This is a genomic window from Prochlorococcus marinus str. MIT 9107, from assembly GCF_000759855.1.
Taxonomy (GTDB): Bacteria; Cyanobacteriota; Cyanobacteriia; order PCC-6307; family Cyanobiaceae; genus Prochlorococcus_A; species Prochlorococcus_A marinus_N.
The window spans coordinates 120,680-138,316 of sequence record NZ_JNAI01000009.1 but is presented as its reverse complement, the minus strand read 5'-3'; the positions used below and the strand labels follow the sequence as shown (position 1 = coordinate 138,316).

The 17,637-nt window shown below is 29.0% G+C and carries 19 protein-coding genes; 9 read left to right on the top strand and 10 right to left on the bottom strand.

The features are described 5' to 3' along the window. Positions 1–3 precede the first annotated feature (3 nt). The 5 genes from ispE (at position 4) to secF (ending at position 4,859) form a co-directional block, all read left to right on the top strand. Complete coding sequence (gene ispE, locus EU92_RS02630) at positions 4–939, top strand: 4-(cytidine 5'-diphospho)-2-C-methyl-D-erythritol kinase (RefSeq protein ID WP_032523590.1); 936 nt, start codon at positions 4–6, stop codon at positions 937–939. Positions 940–965: 26 nt separating this feature from the next. Continuing rightward, entirely contained in the window at positions 966–1,283 is a 318-nt protein-coding gene (locus EU92_RS09570) for a DUF3082 domain-containing protein (RefSeq protein WP_072013186.1), read from the top strand. Between the two features lie 179 nt (positions 1,284–1,462). Beyond that, positions 1,463–2,446, top strand: a complete 984-nt coding sequence (locus EU92_RS02635; RefSeq protein WP_032523465.1) for a pyruvate dehydrogenase complex E1 component subunit beta — start codon at positions 1,463–1,465, stop codon at positions 2,444–2,446. Between the two features lie 3 nt (positions 2,447–2,449). Next, complete coding sequence (gene secD / locus EU92_RS02640; protein ID WP_032523466.1) at positions 2,450–3,919, top strand: protein translocase subunit SecD; 1,470 nt, start codon at positions 2,450–2,452, stop codon at positions 3,917–3,919. Between the two features lie 22 nt (positions 3,920–3,941). Then, positions 3,942–4,859, top strand: coding sequence for a protein translocase subunit SecF (gene secF, locus EU92_RS02645; RefSeq protein WP_032514336.1), 918 nt, complete (start codon positions 3,942–3,944; stop codon positions 4,857–4,859). Between the two features lie 203 nt (positions 4,860–5,062). On the opposite strand, the gene EU92_RS0109180 is transcribed toward secF, so the two are convergent. Genes EU92_RS0109180 through mnmH form a run of 3 tightly spaced genes read right to left on the bottom strand, consistent with a single transcriptional unit; the run spans position 5,063 to position 7,576 of the window. After that, complete coding sequence (locus tag EU92_RS0109180) at positions 5,063–6,106, bottom strand: AI-2E family transporter (protein ID WP_032514337.1); 1,044 nt, start codon at positions 6,104–6,106, stop codon at positions 5,063–5,065. Positions 6,107–6,119: 13 nt separating this feature from the next. Then, positions 6,120–6,473 carry a photosystem II reaction center protein Psb28 gene (gene psb28, locus EU92_RS02650; protein ID WP_032514338.1) on the bottom strand — a complete coding sequence of 118 codons (354 nt, stop codon included), beginning with the start codon at positions 6,471–6,473 and terminating at the stop codon, positions 6,120–6,122. A 59-nt stretch (positions 6,474–6,532) separates the two neighbouring features. Continuing rightward, positions 6,533–7,576 carry a tRNA 2-selenouridine(34) synthase MnmH gene (gene mnmH, locus EU92_RS02655; RefSeq protein ID WP_032514339.1) on the bottom strand — a complete coding sequence of 348 codons (1,044 nt, stop codon included), beginning with the start codon at positions 7,574–7,576 and terminating at the stop codon, positions 6,533–6,535. Between the two features lie 35 nt (positions 7,577–7,611). Here mnmH and EU92_RS02660 point away from each other — a divergent pair, with 35 nt between their 5' ends. Together EU92_RS02660 and EU92_RS02665 are read left to right on the top strand one after the other, a co-directional pair. Continuing rightward, positions 7,612–8,331, top strand: coding sequence for a GUN4 domain-containing protein (locus tag EU92_RS02660; protein ID WP_032523589.1), 720 nt, complete (start codon positions 7,612–7,614; stop codon positions 8,329–8,331). Between the two features lie 49 nt (positions 8,332–8,380). Beyond that, on the top strand, positions 8,381–8,815 hold the full coding sequence (locus tag EU92_RS02665) for an ATP-binding protein (RefSeq protein WP_032514341.1): 435 nt from the start codon (positions 8,381–8,383) through the stop codon (positions 8,813–8,815). On the opposite strand, the gene EU92_RS02670 is transcribed toward EU92_RS02665, so the two are convergent. From EU92_RS02670 to glnA, 3 genes are all read right to left on the bottom strand, one after another. After that, a complete protein-coding gene (locus tag EU92_RS02670) occupies positions 8,794–9,057 on the bottom strand; it encodes a DUF6439 family protein (RefSeq protein ID WP_032523588.1) in 264 nt (87 codons plus the stop codon). The genes EU92_RS02665 and EU92_RS02670 overlap by 22 nt on opposite strands. 13 nt (positions 9,058–9,070) lie before the next feature. After that, complete coding sequence (locus EU92_RS02675) at positions 9,071–10,126, bottom strand: class I SAM-dependent methyltransferase (protein ID WP_032523587.1); 1,056 nt, start codon at positions 10,124–10,126, stop codon at positions 9,071–9,073. Positions 10,127–10,226: 100 nt separating this feature from the next. Next, positions 10,227–11,648, bottom strand: coding sequence for a type I glutamate--ammonia ligase (gene glnA, locus EU92_RS02680; RefSeq protein WP_032523586.1), 1,422 nt, complete (start codon positions 11,646–11,648; stop codon positions 10,227–10,229). 222 nt (positions 11,649–11,870) lie between these two features. Here glnA and EU92_RS02685 point away from each other — a divergent pair, with 222 nt between their 5' ends. Further along, positions 11,871–13,040 (top strand): pyridoxal-phosphate-dependent aminotransferase family protein, encoded by a 1,170-nt coding sequence (locus EU92_RS02685; RefSeq protein WP_032514345.1) that lies wholly within the window; start codon positions 11,871–11,873, stop codon positions 13,038–13,040. On the opposite strand, the gene EU92_RS02690 is transcribed toward EU92_RS02685, so the two are convergent. Next, positions 13,030–13,545 (bottom strand): nucleoside deaminase, encoded by a 516-nt coding sequence (locus EU92_RS02690; protein WP_032514346.1) that lies wholly within the window; start codon positions 13,543–13,545, stop codon positions 13,030–13,032. The genes EU92_RS02685 and EU92_RS02690 overlap by 11 nt on opposite strands. A 43-nt stretch (positions 13,546–13,588) precedes the next feature. Here EU92_RS02690 and EU92_RS02695 point away from each other — a divergent pair, with 43 nt between their 5' ends. Further along, a complete protein-coding gene (locus EU92_RS02695; protein ID WP_032523585.1) occupies positions 13,589–14,980 on the top strand; it encodes a pyridoxal phosphate-dependent decarboxylase family protein in 1,392 nt (463 codons plus the stop codon). 126 nt (positions 14,981–15,106) lie between these two features. Here the strand turns inward: EU92_RS02695 and EU92_RS02700 are convergent, their stop codons facing one another. From EU92_RS02700 to EU92_RS02705, 3 genes are read right to left on the bottom strand one after another with little or no spacing between them, the layout of a single operon-like run. Further along, positions 15,107–16,606, bottom strand: a complete 1,500-nt coding sequence (locus EU92_RS02700) for a GTP-binding protein (RefSeq protein ID WP_032514348.1) — start codon at positions 16,604–16,606, stop codon at positions 15,107–15,109. Position 16,607: 1 nt separating this feature from the next. Next, positions 16,608–17,066 carry a signal peptidase II gene (lspA, locus tag EU92_RS0109175; protein ID WP_032514349.1) on the bottom strand — a complete coding sequence of 153 codons (459 nt, stop codon included), beginning with the start codon at positions 17,064–17,066 and terminating at the stop codon, positions 16,608–16,610. Next, entirely contained in the window at positions 17,063–17,635 is a 573-nt protein-coding gene (locus tag EU92_RS02705) for a biotin transporter BioY (RefSeq protein WP_032514350.1), read from the bottom strand. The genes lspA and EU92_RS02705 overlap by 4 nt, the downstream gene beginning before the upstream one ends. Positions 17,636–17,637: the final 2 nt, after the last annotated feature.

Genomic DNA, 17,637 nt, shown 5'->3' with positions numbered 1-17,637 from the left:
TACATGCAAGATTTGACTAATGGAAAAATCATTATAAAATCTCCTGCCAAGATAAATTTGCACCTTGAAGTTATAGGCAAAAGAGAGGATGGTTTCCATGAATTAGCAATGATTATGCAAAATATTGATCTTTCTGATTACTTGGAATTGGAAATTAATAATGAAGGTTTAATTAAACTTGCATCTGATTGTAATGATTTAAGTGTTTCAAGGGATAACTTAATAGTTAAATCAGCAAATTTACTAAGAGAAAAATCAAATTTAGATTTAGGAGCAAATATATTTTTAAGAAAAAACATTCCAATAGGGGCAGGATTAGCTGGTGGATCTAGTAATGCAGCAGGAACATTAATTGGACTTAATAAATTATGGAATTTGAACCTTGATCAAAACACACTAACTACCTTGGCATCAAAGTTAGGGTCAGATGTTCCTTTCTTTATTAATGGTGGTATTCAGTTATGTTTTGGAAGAGGCGAAATTTTGGAGAAATTAGATTCAAAATTTGAATATGGAGTACTTCTTTTAAAAAATCCTGATGTATCAGTATCTACTGCTGAGACTTATAAAAAATATAGTAATAGATTTTGTAATGATTATCTTACTAGTAAAGAAATGATCGCGAAGATAAGAAACAATCTTAGAGATAATGGCTTAAATAGATTAAGTTTTTTTAATCAAAAAATGAATATAAAAAACGATTTGCAATTAGTTGTAGAGAAGGAGAATGATTCTGTAAAGCAGGCATTATATTTACTTTCTAAGTTAAATAATTGTTTGACATTTTCTATGAGTGGATCAGGCCCTACTTGCTTTGCATTATTTAAAGATACTGAAACGGCTAAAAAAGAATTAAGCGTAAATTACGAATTATTTAAAGATAAAGGTTATGATTCTTGGGTTTGTACTTTACTTGAAAAGGGAATAACATTTATATAAATTACTCTATTAACAAATATTTTATTGTGCCTGATAATAGCGAATATAAAAATAATGAGAATATTGAAAATAACAATATTCCCGAAAAAGGGCCAATAAATTTCATAGTTGGCTCATTAACTAGTTTTTTATTATTTATCTTTTTTTATTTCTTGAGTAATAAAATTGCAATATATTTTTCAATACATAAACCATCTAATTCTTCTGAAATAGTCCAAAATATTTCTTCTAGTCTTAATACTTTAATAATTGGATTATCTTTTTTGCTAACTTTTTCTTTTGCTTTTATTGGGATTGGACTTTTCATTGTATTTATTCGCAGTTTTTTTCTGAAGAAAAGTTGAATTGCCAATATCATTAAAAAAATACTTTTTTTTGAATGTCTATACATGACCTAGGTCTTTTAATTCTTTTGCTCTCACCAGGAATGATTTTGTCAATATTACTGCTTATAACCTTTGCAGAGGGAGGATAAATTAATTAAAATGGTAAGATTATTGTGTGATTAATAAGGAAATTAATTGTGGCTGGAACATTATTGTTTAACGCTTTAAGAGAAGCAATTGATGAGGAAATGGCAAATGATGTTAATGTTTGCGTTATGGGTGAAGATGTTGGTCAATATGGAGGCTCTTATAAGGTAACTAAGGATTTATATGAAAAATATGGGGAATTAAGAGTATTAGATACTCCAATTGCAGAGAATAGTTTTACAGGTATGGCTGTAGGTGCAGCAATGACTGGGTTAAGACCAATAGTAGAAGGAATGAATATGGGATTTTTGCTTTTAGCCTTTAATCAGATATCTAATAATATGGGAATGCTTAGATATACAAGTGGAGGAAATTATAAGATTCCTACAGTAGTAAGAGGTCCAGGCGGAGTTGGGAGACAACTTGGAGCAGAACATAGTCAACGACTTGAAGCATATTTTCATGCAGTTCCTGGTATAAAAATTGTGGCATGCAGTACTCCTACAAATGCTAAAGGTTTAATGAAAGCAGCGATTAGAGATGATAATCCTGTTCTGTTTTTCGAACATGTACTTCTCTACAACTTGTCTGAAGAATTGCCTGAGGGAGAATATACTTGTGCTTTAGATCAGGCTGACGTTGTAAGAGAAGGTAAAGATGTTACCTTATTAACTTATTCTAGAATGAGACATCATTGCCTTAACGCTGTTGAAGAATTAGATAAAAAAGGAATAGATGTAGAGCTAATTGATTTGATAAGTTTAAAACCATTTGATATGGAAACTATCGCAAAATCAATAAGAAAAACAAATAAAGTAATTATTGTTGAAGAATGTATGAAGACGGGCGGCATTGGCGCAGAATTGATTGCTTTGATAACAGAAGAGTGTTTCGATGATCTTGACGCCAGACCAATAAGGTTATCTAGTCAGGATATACCAACTCCATATAATGGAAATCTTGAGAATTTGACAATAATCCAACCTCATCAAATAGTTGAAAATGTTGAACATTTAATAAGTGGGAGTATATAGTCAATGAAAAGAAGGCAAGGTTGGCTTTTTTTTATAATATTTATACTTACTTTATCTGTTTATTTATTATTAAATTACCCTCTCCAGTTGGGATTGGATTTACAAGGTGGTTCTCAACTTACACTGCAAATTATTAAAGAGGAAGGTAAGGTAACCAAGGACGAACTTGACGCAGTTAATTCTGTTATCGATAGACGAGTTAACAATTTAGGTGTTTCCGAATCTAACTTGCAAACACTTGGTGGCGATCAATTGATTTTAGAGTTACCTGGAGAACAGAATCCATTAGTTGCTTCAAGAGTTCTAGGTAAGACAGCTTTATTGGAGTTTAGAACCCAAAAATTAGGAACATCTTCAGATTTAAAGGAATTGCAACTTCAGAGATTGAATATTAAAGATTTAATAGATGAATTTTCCTCTTTAGAAAAAAATCAAAAGTCAGATGAGTTCTTAAAAACCATTCAAGATAGAATCAAAGATATTGAACAAAAATTAAATTATTCTTCTAATAGTCAAGATTTATATGGCAAATTAATTGAAATTAAAAAATATGTTGATAAAAAAATTACAAATTTATTTATCAAAACAGATTTGTCTGGTAAGGATCTTATTAATGCAGGAAGGAGACAAGAACAAACAAATAGTAATTGGGAAGTTTTATTAACTTTTAGTAATACAGGAGGTGATAAATTTGCCGAAATCACAAAATCAATTGCTGGTACTAATCAACTTTTAGCAATCATTCTTGATGGAGAATCTATAAGTGAAGCTAGTGTTGGTAGTCAGTTCGCTAATACTGGCATTACAGGTGGGTCAGCAACAATAAGTGGTAATTTTAACGCTGAAAATGCTAGAGAATTAGAAGTACAACTTAAAGGAGGTTCATTACCCTTGCCAATTGAAATAGTAGAAACTAATACCATAGGAGCATTGCTTGGATTAAATAATATTTTAAAAAGTCTTTATGCAGCCGTTAGTGGATTAATTATTGTTGGTATATTTATGATTTTTAATTATAGAATTTTAGGTTTTGTTTCAGTTTTATCTCTAATTCTTTATGGTTTCTTTAACTTGGCTCTTTATTCCTTAATACCTGTGACTATAACATTACCTGGAATCTCGGGTCTCATACTAAGTATTGGCATGGCTGTTGATGCGAATATACTAATATTTGAGAGAATTAGAGAAGAATTAAATGACGGTAATACTCTTATAAGATCTATTGATAGCGGTTTTCAAAGAGCAAATTCATCCATTGTGGATGGACACATTACAACTCTTCTAAGTTGTTTTGTATTATTTTTATTAGGTACAAATTTTGTTAAGGGTTTTTCAGCAACATTAGGTATTGGAGTTTTAATAAGCTTATTTACATCATTAAATTGTTCAAAAACTATTCTGCGATTTTTTACAACATATCAATCCTTAAGACAAAAAAATCTTTACCTACCCAGGAACAACTTTACTAATTAAATCTTTTATTTCTTATCTTTCTATGAAATTATTTAATCTTGAACTAATAAAAAATAAAAAAAAGATAATTGGGTTTTCAACATTTCTTATTTTGTTCAGTCTTTTAGGTATCTTATATTCCACATTTAATACTTCATATAAGAAACCTATTAATCTAGGGATGGATTTTGTTGGGGGAAATGAATTAAGAATTGAGAGATTTTGTGAAGAGTCATGTTCTGATATTTCTCCTGATTCGGTTTTAGAAAATTTAAGAGAGTTTTCTAAAAATAAAAATATTTTAAATAATGTTAAATTACAATTTCAAAATAATAATAAATTAATATCAATAAGAACACCTTACTTGAGTATTGAAGAATCTAATAATCTAATTACTAATCTTGATAAAATTATTGGGCCTTTAAACTATGAGAGTAAAGATTCAAGATTAATTGGTCCAAAGCTTGGAAAAAGATTACTAACTAACTGTGTTACTTCATTGTTGGTTTCTTTATTTGCAATATCTTTATATATAACTATTAGATTTGATAGAAAATATGCTTTATTTGCATTATTAGCTTTATTCCATGATTTATTAATAGTTTTCGGTATCTTTTCTTGGTTAGGAATTATATTATCTGTCGAGGTAAATAGCTTATTTGCGGTATCCTTATTAACTATTGCAGGTTATTCTGTAAATGATACTGTTGTTATATTTGATAGAATTCGTGAAAATTTAAAATTAAAAAAAGAAGACTATAACGACACTATTCAATTATCAGTTAATGAATCATTCAGGCGAACAACTTTTACAAGCATTACAACCTTAATCCCTTTATTGACTCTAATTTTGTTTGGTTCTTACTCACTATTTTGGTTTTCTTTGTCCTTATCAATAGGAATTATAGTTGGAAGTTATTCAAGTATTTTATTAGCTCCATCTTTTTTGCTTAAAGATTAAAACATATTTCGAATTTTATGAAATTGAATTACTATTTAATGATTTTACTTTCTTTAGTATTAATAGATCTTTCTACTGAATTGAGAATATTATTTGATCATTTTACTTTTAATTCATTACACTTTGCTTTTAGTAGACATCCCTTAGCTTTCTTTATACTTTTATCCTATCCCTATTTATATAAAAAATTAAACAAGTAAGATTTAATTTTCTTTAATTGATTCCTTTATTAATTCCTGAATTACTACTGCTAAAGGAAGAGATAAGATTAAACCTAATGGACCAAAAATGAAAGTAAATCCGAATTGTGAGATTAAGGTTAAACCAGGAAGAAGATTAGCTTTTTTCTTCATTATAGAAGGCATTATTAAATAGCTTTCTATATTTTGAATAATTATATATGCTCCTAATACTGCCATCGGTTTCCAAAAATTATCTAGAAGTGCAATCGAAATTGGAAATATACCACTAATTACTGGACCTATATTTGGAATTATATTTAAAACCATTGCTATTAAAGCATTAGAAATAACATATTTGACATCTAGTATTGATAAAACAATTAAAGATAATATACCTACAGATAAAGAGCTTATTACCATAGAGAATGTCCAGTTTGCTAAAGCTATATTGCATTTATCAAGAATATTTCTGAATTTATTACGATAATTCTTAGGAATTAACGTAAGAATATTTTCTTTATATTGTTTTGGCTCAAGAGATATCATCAAACTGACTGCTAGTACAAAAATTAACTTTAAAAGTCCTGAGCCCAGATTCCCCGCTATATTAATTAAGTTCCTAAAACTTTCTTGTATAGCCTTTGCAATAGTTGCAGCGTCTGGAATGGTAACTACATTATTTATGAGATTAAATATATCGAGAACATTTTCTGATTCTTCGCCATAAAATAAACTATTTAAATTATTCAGATTTGTATTAAGTAAATCTATTATTTTAGATAAACCGTTTGGAATATCAACCAGTATTTCATTGAATTCTTTCACAAACGGAGGTAAGACTAGAATAAAAATAGTAAAAACTAGAACTGATATTGCTGTTAATACTAGAAACAAAGATAATAATCTGGGAATTTTAAGCCCCTTTTGTATTTGATTACATAAATTACATACAATATTTGAAATTACTAATGAGCAAATTATTAAAAGTAGGAAGTCCCTTAAAGTCCATATTATTAAAGATGTGATTAAAATTACTATTAACTTGAAATATGATGGACTATTCAACTTAATTAATATTCTACTTCTTCTCAGAATATCCTAATCCATTTGTTTTGGCATAACTATTTGCAAATCTCATAAATCGATCAAAGTCTGGAGTGTTCTTCCAAATATAAACTGCTTCTAAAAATATTGGTTCTCCATCCACAAATTTTACTTTTACATCCTTTGTTAATATCTCCCCTTCAGTATCAATCATACGCATACCTGTGATCTCTCCGTCTGCAATTGAAGTTAATGCCTGGGGTTTCTCAAATAAAAAAAATGCTTGACCAGTAGTTCCATCTTTACTCCTAGTAAGTCTTATTTCAGGCACTACTGGTTCATCAGTTCCTTGATAAAATTGTATTTTTGCTGTTTTATTTACTGACATAATGTTCAAATAATATTTTATATTTTAGGAAATATTTTTTACTTTCGTTTATTGACATTTTATAAAAAATAATTTATTAATTTTAAGATCTTTTCATCATATTTCATGTCAGTTAAATCTAATGTCTTAATGTTTTCTTTACCAACCTTTTCAAATTCATAACATCTATCATAATAATCCAAAACACATCTGCAAACTAATTCCCATTTTTCATCGTTAATCCCATCAAGAGCTTTTTTTGTTCTTTGTGGCCCTAATCTTTTTTTTATCCTTAGTACAGATTCTTTGAGTTCTGATTTCTTAAATTGACTATAAGTTTCTATTAACTCATCTAACCTGTTTAATTCGCTCCTTATAATTTCAATTCTCCTTGATGTTTTCATCTGATTGAAGAATTCATGAGGTATTTTGCATTTACCAATATTTGCACTTTCAGCTTCTACAAAAATATTTTTATTTGATTTAAAAGTACTTAATTTTTCTGAAATTTTGTTCTCAAATTGTTCGTTTGATGGTTGTTCTTTCATCCCTAAACCACCAAATGTGCTTCCTCTATGACAAGCAAATCCTTCAAGATCTATAGTTTGATATTTTTTTTTCTCTAGTAATGACAATAACCTTGTTTTTCCAGTCCCAGTTTTCCCGCCTATGATAATAATATTCCACTTTTTTGAAAAACTATCCAATATCCATCTCCTATAGGTTTTGTATCCTCCTTTAAGTGAGATGGAATTTAATTTATATTTTTCTAGTAACCAAGCAATACTTTGTGACCGCATTCCACCTCTAGAACAATATATTCTTATTGTTAATTCATCATTAATGTTTTTAGGAATAGGTTTATTAATGTAAATATTACTAAATAAATTATCAAGAAATAAATCCAATTTTTTTTCAAAAAATTGTAATCCCTTTATTACTGCTTTTTCCCTACCTTCTATCTTATATATTTTCCCAACTATTTCCCTCTCATCATTATCAAATAATGGAATGTTAATAGAATTAGGCATATGTCCTTTATAATATTCACTCGGGCTCCTAACATCTATAAGTGGTCCGTTAAAACTTCTAAATTTCTCTAGTTTTTCTCTTTTGAAATGCATGGATAGTTTTTTATTTTTAGGTTAATTTATTTAAAATGACTAACAAAGAACAAGACAACTATCCTAATGCTACATTAGATCTTATAAATAAATTTGTAGATTCTAATCAACGTAAAAGAATAAATTTATTAATTCAAATCGAAGCTGAAGTCGAAAACATTTATAAACTTGGACCAAAATTGTTTGAAATCTTTGATAAAGATGGTGATGAGTGGGTCGCAGGTTGGTTATTGCAAGTTTTAAAAAAAAATAAGCCTGAATTCTTTCAAAACAACAAATTCAATAATTGGTTTAATACTTATTCAGATAAGGACATTAATTATGAAGAATTACAATTGATGCTTATTGAGCAGAAATTTGAAGACGCAGATAGATTAACAAGTTCATACCTGCGAAAATTAGCTGGAAAATTAGCTGAAAAACGTGGATATGTTTTCTACAGTGAGGTTAAGAATATGTCAGGTAAAGATCTCCAAACAATCGATAGATTATGGACCGTTTATTCTACTGGTAGATTTAGTTTTTCAATACAAGCTAAGATTTTAAAATCAGTAGGGAAAAAATATGAATTATTGTGGCCTAAAATAGGTTGGAAGAAAGATGGTTTATGGACAAGATATCCTACATCTTTTTGTTGGTCATTAGACGCTCCTGATGGACATATGCCTTTAATAAATCAACTAAGAGGAGTAAGACTTATGGACTCAATCCTAAGGCATCCAGCAATAGCAGAAAGACATGATAATATTCTTTGAAATTGAGGTATTTAATAAGTTAATATTGAGTTAGTATCAAAATATTATTATGTCCTTATATCAGGGCAAAAATATTTTAAAAAAATTTTTTAAGAGATCAAGGATTAACTGGTCAAATTACGAATTTGAATCTTCATTACATTTAAATGAATTTGTAGATCAATTATTGGAACCAATTAAAAAATATCAATCATCTTATCTTATTAAACTTGGTTTACATGAAGCGCTTGTTAATGCAGTAAAACATGGTAATAAATTAGACCCCACAAAAAGTATTAGAGTGAGAAGAATAATTACTCCTAATTGGTGTGTATGGCAAATTCAGGACCAAGGTAATGGTTTAGAAATAAAAAAAAGAGACTATAAATTACCAAAAAAAATAAATAGTATTAATGGACGAGGTTTATATATTATTAATGAATGTTTTGATGATATCAGATGGAGTAGTAAGGGGAATAGACTTCAGTTGGCTTCGAAAAGGTGATTTTTACTTGGGCAAGGCTGATCTACCTTAATTTCTTTTAACCATTTAATACTTTCTTCCATATAATCAATAGTTTCTTTCTCATTACAAGAAATTATTAATTGACATAACCCAGCCGAAATAAGTTCTGCAGATCTCTTATATTTATTCCCTTTATCTTTATGCCATTTTAAATGATCAATTTTTAACTTATCATTAAGACTTTGAGCAAGCCTAATAGTATCTTTATCCCAATAAGTCATAGAAGTTTTAGATTCACTTTACAGCAGACCATACTTTGGTCATAAAAAAGGACTTTGATTTCACATTTTTAAAACCTACCTTCTCAATTTTGGAATTTATATTATCCTTTATGTAATCACAATAGAATGGCTCATGAAAAGATTTATAGAAATTTTCCATAATGGATGTAAAGTTAGGCGAATCACTTATTTGAATCGAATCAGCTAAAACCATAGTTCCGCCGGGTTCTAGAACTCTAAAAAATTCATTTAATACTTTATCTCTAATTGTTCTAGGTAATTCATGAAATAAGTAAACACAAGAAATGCATTGAAAAATATCATTTTCAAAAGGTAGTTCTTCAGCATTACCTTTTATTAACTCAATTAAATCGCCATCTAAATCTGAAATATATCTACTTGCCTCTTTTAAGTATGAATCAGATAAGTCAATTCCTGTAATTTTTTCTTTAGGAAATGCGCCTCTTAATTGTTTTAATGTCCTTCCTGATCCTGTAGCAACATCAAGTATTTTAATAGAACTTTTTTTTCTATTACTAAAATTTTCAAGTCCTTCTTTTATTGGTTTTATTATTCTCCTCCTCATGGAGTCAGCACTTCCATTAAAAAGAATTTCTACTTGTAAGTCGTAAATACTAGCTGAAAAATCGGACAAATAACCATCTGTTTGATGATGAAAGTTTCTTAAATAATATTGAGGATAGTTATCTTTTTCAATGGATTTCGGAAGATCATCAAAGTTTTGTTTTCTCCTCCTATCCCATGTATTTGGCATATCTAACCAAATTTTAGGATATTGAGTCAAATATCTAAGCCATGGCTCATCAAACAATAATTTTTTTGGATATATATTTTTTTCAGCATCATTCCAATCTTCTTCTCTTAAAAAATCCATAGAATTTTGAATTTCTAATAGAAGATTCTTATCTATATCAATGTTTTCTAGCTTAGAATCGGGAAGAATAAAATTCATTAATCTTGAACTGATCTGTTTGTGAGCAAAACCTGCAATGCTTTTACTCTGTTGAAGCGTTTTATATGCAATTTTTGAAATAGATTCCCTTGTCATTTTTTAACTTATGTATTTATATTCCAACAAAAAAAAAATCAATTTGAGAATATTTTGTGATATTTCTCAAATTGATTAATTAAAAAAAATTTTTTATTAACTAAGCATCGTAGTACATGAAGAATTCATGTGGATGAGGCCTTTGTCTTAATTGTTGTACCTCTTCGTATTTTATATCAATAAAGTTATCAATAAAATCTTCGGTAAATACTCCACCAGCTAATAGATAATCCTTGTCTGCTTTTAGCGCATTAAGTGAATCATTTAGAGATGAAGGAACTGTATCTATTTTTGCAAGTTCATCAGCTGGAAGTTCAAATAAATCGAAATCTACTCCATCAACAGGATCAATTTGATTTTTTATTCCATCAATACCAGCAAGCATCATTACAGAGAATGCTAAGTAAGGATTGGCAAGTGCATCACCTGATCTGAATTCTAATCTTTTAGCTTTAGGGCTAGGACCTGTTAAAGGTATTCTTACTGCAGCTGATCTATTGCCCTCAGAATAAACTAGATTTACAGGAGCTTCAAATCCTGGAACCAATCGTTTATAACTATTTGTAGTTGGGTTAGTAAATGCTAGGAATGAAGGTGCATGTTTAAGTATGCCTCCGATGTACCATCTTGCCGTTTGAGATAAATTTGCATATGCTCCTTCACCAAAAAATAGTGGTTGCCCACTCTTCCATAAACTTTGGTGAACATGCATTCCAGTTCCATTATCGTTAAAAACAGGCTTGGGCATAAACGTTGCGGTTTTCCCATATTTTTTTGCAACGTTCCTAACAACGTATTTATAAGTCATTACGTTATCAGCCGAATTTATTAACGAATCGAATTTCATTCCAAGTTCGTGTTGACCAGCACCAGCAACTTCATGGTGATGCTTTTCTGTGGGTATACCTAATTCACCCATTAAAAGGAGCATTTCAGATCTGATATCTTGCGCAGTATCATTTGGAGAAACTGGAAAATAACCTTCTTTATATTGGATCTTGTATCCTAAATTTCCACCTTCTTCAATTCTTCCTGTGTTCCATGGAGCTTCAATAGTATCTACACTGTAAAAGCAGGAACCTTCTTTTGAGTCATATCTCACGTCATCAAATAAAAAGAATTCTGGTTCTGGTCCAAAAAATGCTGTATCAGCTATACCAGTAGATTCTAAATACTTTAAAGCCTTTTGAGCTAACGATCTTGGGCACCTATCATAAGGTTCACCACTTCTAGGCTCTTGAATAGAGCAAATCATACTTAGAGTTTTATGTTTATAAAAAGGATCTATCCATGCTGTACTTGCATCAGGAACCATTGACATATCTGAGGCATTAATTGCTTTCCAACCTCTTATTGATGAACCATCAAAGGCTAGACCTTCTGTAAATGAATCCTCCTCTATCATGTCTGATGTAAGAGTTAAATGTTGCCATTTACCATGGATGTCTGTGAATTTTAAATCGATGAGTTCAATTCCTTCGTCTTTAATTTGACTTAAAACATCTTGTGGAGACTTAGACATAACTTTTGAAATACCTTCTATGAAATTAGTAACATGATGAGTCTTATTATGTATCAACCGTAACTTTTTTCAACACTAGACATCTTCTTTCAGTGTTTCAAGTTATAACTTTAATAATTATTTACTTAATTACTTAATTATTTAAATTGAATTAATTTCTTTAAATAAATATCGCTTAAGCGACGATATTAGTCTAATTTAAAGGTAATTGAATTTAATGCTTTGACAGAAGCAAAACTTATTCCTGCATTAAATAAAGAGAATTTATCTCATTTCTCAAAGACATATGTTCCCTCTAGACTTTTATTAGGCCCTGGTCCTTCAAATGCTCATCCAGAAGTCTTAAGCGCTCTTTCTTTGAATCCTATTGGTCATTTAGATGAAGCATATATCTCATTGATGTCTGATGTTCAGCAGCTTTTAAGGTATACCTGGCAGTGCAATAATCGTCTTACTCTTCCAATGAGCGGAACTGGTAGTGCAGCGATGGAAGCTTCAATAGCTAATTTTATTGAAGAAGGAGAAAAAATTTTGATTGCTAAAAAAGGATATTTTGGAGACAGATTAGTTGATATGGCAACCAGATATAAAGCTCAAGTTTCTTTTATGGAAAAGCCATGGGGTGAGGCTTTTACTTATGAGGAAATTAAGTTTGAAATAGAGACTAAAAAACCAGCCATTTTTGCTATTGTCCATGCTGAAACATCAAGTGGTGTTTTACAGCCTCTTGAAGGGATTGGTGATATATGTAGAAAAAATAACTGCTTGTTTTTAGTTGATGCAGTTACTTCACTTGGAGCTTTAGAATTATTCATAGATGAATGGAAAATTGATCTAGCATACAGTTGTAGTCAGAAGGGATTAAGTTGCCCCCCAGGATTAAGCCCTTTTACAATGAATAAAAGAGCTGAAGAAAAACTAAGTTTAAGAAAAACAAAAGTACCTAATTGGTACTTAGATTTATCTTTATTAAATAAATATTGGGGTTCTGATCGTGTTTACCATCATACCGCGCCTGTAAATATGAATTTTGCTATTCGAGAAGGTTTACGATTAATAGCAAATGAGGGGTTAGAAAATGTTTGGAATAGACATAATACTAATGCCAATAGACTATGGAGTGGTTTAGAAATTCTGGGTTTGGAATTACATGTATCAAAGGATTATAGATTGCCCACTCTTACAACAGTTAAGATTCCTCCATTTGTTGATGGAGATGGATTTAGAAACCATCTTTTAAGAAACTTTGGAATAGAAATAGGTAATGGACTTGGTGAATTATCTGGAAAGGTATGGCGTATTGGGTTAATGGGTTTTAACTCAAGTGAAGAAAATGTAGATAGATTATTAAACCTCTTTGATACTGAGTTAAAGAAGCATTCTATATTTTAGTCCTTAAATTTTTAAACCATATTTGTAAGAGCCTACTACATTCATCTTCTAAAATGCCTCCTATTATCTCCATTTTGTGATGAGAACTTTTATGTTTTGATAAGTCAATTGAGCCGCCTAACCCCCCTCTTTTCTTATCATAAGCTCCAAAAACAACTTTACCCATCCGTGCTTGAATAAGTGCCGATGCACACATGGTACATGGTTCTAAATTTGTGATAATAATACATTCATTAAATCTCCAATCATTTTTTATTAAGGATGCTTGCCTTAGTGCCATTATTTCAGCATGACCTAATGGATCTTTATTAATATTTCTCCTATTAATACCTCTTCCAATACATCTTCCTCTCTCATCTAAAATTACAGAACAGATTGGTAATTCTACCTGTCCTATTTCTTCTGATCTTCTTAATATCAAGTTCATCCATTTAGAATAGTTTGAATTATTTGTGCTATTTGGTTGTTCGCTATTACTATTTTCATTTTCAAAAATATACCTCATTTACCAATATTAAGAATAGACTTACTATTAGATATCTTATCTGATGACTGAAGATTTAATTAATAAAAAAGATATATACTTCCCGTCTTATTTAGGGACTAACAATAATTTGACCACTCTTCTCAATAGAGCAACTCAAACTCTTTGTAACTGGTTCTCTAATGCAGAAAAATATGGTCCTTTACCTCTTGAAGAGAATTTCAAGTGCATAATGCCTGAGGAGGACGGTAATTCCGCAGAGGATTTATTCTCTGAGATTGAATCACTTTTGAATAGTTCATATAATCCGGCTCATCCCGGTTCCCTAGCACACCTTGATCCCCCACCTTTGATATTCTCTATTTTGGGTGATTTAATTGCTGCTGGTTTAAATAATAATCTTCTTGCTTACGAGTTATCTCCAAGTGTTACTTTGCTTGAAGAATCATTATGCAAATGGTTTGCAAAGAAAATAGGCTTTAATAATTATTCAGGTGGTATAGCAGCAAGTGGAGGTACCTTAAGTAATTTGAACGCACTCATAGCAGCTAGACATAATGCTGGATTAGGTTCAGATCCTAAATCTGTGTTACTTGTCAGTGAAGATGCTCATTCTTCATTTATTAAATGCATAAGAATAATGGGTCTCGATGAAAATAATCTCATTAGGGTTAAAACTGATAATAAAGGATGTATGGATATACAATGTCTAAGGAAAACATTAGACAATTGTTCAATAGAAAATAAAAAAATATTTGCTGTTGTTGCCACACTTGGAACGACTGTAAGAGGAGCTATTGATCCTATTAAAGATATTAGTGAAATATGCAAGGAGAGAGATATATGGTTGCATATTGATGGCTCTATTGGAGGAATCTTTGCTGTAACTTCAATTCCAATCGAAGGCATAAATAATATTGATAAGGCAAATTCCATAACAATAAATCCTCAAAAAATAATTGGCATCACCAAGACTTCTTCTCTTTTATTGGTATCAAATATGAGTACTTTAGAAAATACATTTTCTACAGGACTTCCATACATATCATCTAATGAAAATATATTAAACAGAGGAGAAATAGGCATACAAGGTTCCAGACCCGCAGAGGTTATAAAACTATGGCTTGGCTTAAGATTTTTAGGTATGAAAGGTATAGAAGATATATTAAAATCATCAATAGACAAAAAGGACTTTTTTATAAAAAATATAAGTAAAAATAAATTTGAAATATATTCTGGCCCTTTACATATTGTTTCATTCTTACCAAATGGACTTACGGCAAAAGACTCAGATATCTGGACTCAAACTAAAGTAAATGAACTGATGAAAAATAATTTTATGCTTTCTAGACCAAAATTTAAAGGTAAATATTTTTTAAGAGTTGTAATGGGAAACTATAATACTAACAATTCTCATATTGAAGAACTTTTGAAGTTTTTTGACCCTTATCAATGAATATGGGTAGACCAAAAATTATAGCTATAGTAACAGGTTTTATATCTATTGCTATTTGTATTGCTTACTTACTTTTAATAACTATTTTTGATTTTAGGACTTTCATTAATGATCAATTATCAAATATCACATAAGAGATGGGGGCAACCTATTATTCGATTTAAAATACTTTTTGATTTTAATTTTTGAGATAGCTTCATTTACAAAATTATTTAAAAATTCCTCTCTCCTACTTATTCTGTAGATATTATCTACTACTTCTTGAATTCCTCCGTCTCCCCAATCTTGTCCATTTTTAAAATATTCAACCAAACTTAGTCCTACTATTCTTATTAGCCAACCTGCTGTAATTGATTGTAGTGACTTTGAGATAATTATTTTAGTCAAACTTGTAGATAAAACAGGAGAAATAATGGCAAGTCCTCCTTTTACGATTCCTAATTTAGCTAAAGTACTTAGTAATGATTTTGATAAATCCTTTGCATCTTTTTTGGTAAGTGTTATTTCATATATTTTTGATAATTCCATTACCATTTGAACGTTAACTGAAGTGGTAGTAAGAAAATCAATAGCAGGTAGTGGATTAACAAGTATGACCCCCCCTGTTATCCACATGTATTTCTTAATAACTTTATTTGACATTAAATATCTTTGCTCTTGTATGAATTTTTTACTTTTAATTCCTAATTTGCTTGAGCTAAAGAGAATATTTTCAGCTAATAACTCTTCTCCATTACTTTCGAGAGTTTCTATTATTTCTCTAAACAAACTCCCAACATCTGTACTGTAATTTAATGGGTCTGATTTTATATAAGAGGATTTTTGAGGTACTGCAATTGTTTGAACAACTGAAATTTTATTTTTCTTAGCAGAAGTAATAGAAATTATATTTTCTTTAATGAGGGTATTATCTTCTAACGTTCTTAAGTCACATTTATTTAGTACTATTATTATTTTTTTTCCTATTTTCAATAATTCATTAATTAAATATTTTTCATATTTGTTTATGTCCTGATCTAAAACAAAGAGAACCAAATCAGAATTTGATGCCTGTAATATCGTTGATTTTTCTCTTTCTTCACCAATTCTCGATGGTTCAAATAATCCTGGAGTATCTATTATGTTAATGTTTCTTTTTAAGATTGGGATTCGAATTACATAACTATTAATCTGCTTTGTCGTACCTATTTTGGCAGAAGTTTTTCCAACAATATTTTTCAATAATGATCTTGCTATAGATGTTTTTCCTGAGGAACCAGCTCCAAAAAGTGTAACTTTATAATCTCCTGTTTTTAATTGTCTCTCTAATTTATTTTTTTCATAATTTAATAATTCTACTTTTACTTTATCACTAATTTTTCTATTAATTTTTTCGATACTGTCTAAACTTGTTTTAGCTGCTCCATAAGTATTTTTGAATGATAGTGAACTTATTTTATTACTATAAAATAATTTATAAACCACTTTTTTAAATAATTTCTTATCACTCATATATAGAGTAAAAATAACTACTATTAAAAATAAAAGAGAATATAAATTCACTATTTTTAATATAAATAAAAAAATATAATAAAGAATTAAAATAAATAAAAAATATTTAATATACTTTATTTTCAGGTATTTCATATTAACTATTATTTTTAAAAATACTATATATTATTAATATAAAACCAATATTAATAGATATATCGGCAATATTAAATACCGGAAAATTTATAAAATTTAAATTTATGAAATCAATCACAAAACCCATAAATATTCTATCAATTCCATTTCCAATAGTTCCACCAAGAATGAAAGAGTATGAATATATTTCAAGTATATTTGAAGTGTATTTTCTTAATATTAAAGAAAGAAGTATTATTGATATTATTATACTTATCATAGATAAAAATATTCTACTACCACTAAAGATATTAAATGCAGCCCCGTAATTTTTCACGAAGTCTAATTTAAAAAATATAAAATCTTTATTTACCAAAGTTTTGTAATTACGATACATTAAATATTTAGTAAATTGATCAATTATAATAATAAAAAAACTCAAAATTATAAAATAGTATTTTGTTTGAACTTTATTAATCATTTTTTATTATATTTAAAATACTTTATAGGCTTAATAAGTAATATTAATGGAAATAGCATTATTAAATGATATCCAATTTTACCTACAGAATATTTACCAAGATTGTATAAAAATATATTAAATTGATTGTAATATATTATTTGTATAAAGTTATAAATTACTCCAGTCAAATGCATAGCACATATTGCTAAAAATCCATTTATTAAAAAGTTGCCAATATTTATGTTGTTTTTTTTATTTAATTTATCAATTATTTTTATTAATGGATATACCCCTAATAAATAACCAAAATTTGGAGTTAGCAAATATCCTAGAGAACCACCTTCATGAAAGACAGGAGATATAAACAACCCTAAAAAAATATAAATAGTATATGCTCTGAAAACTACTTTGCTATTAAATATTAGTGTTAAAAATATAATTGTTGTTATTTGCCATGTGATTGGTATCTCAAAGCTATTAATTGATTTATTAATTAATGGGAGTGGAATATAAATAGGTAACATTGCCGTTATTATTAATAATTGAAGACTGACAAGTATCTCAATTGATTTATATAAATTGAGCATGA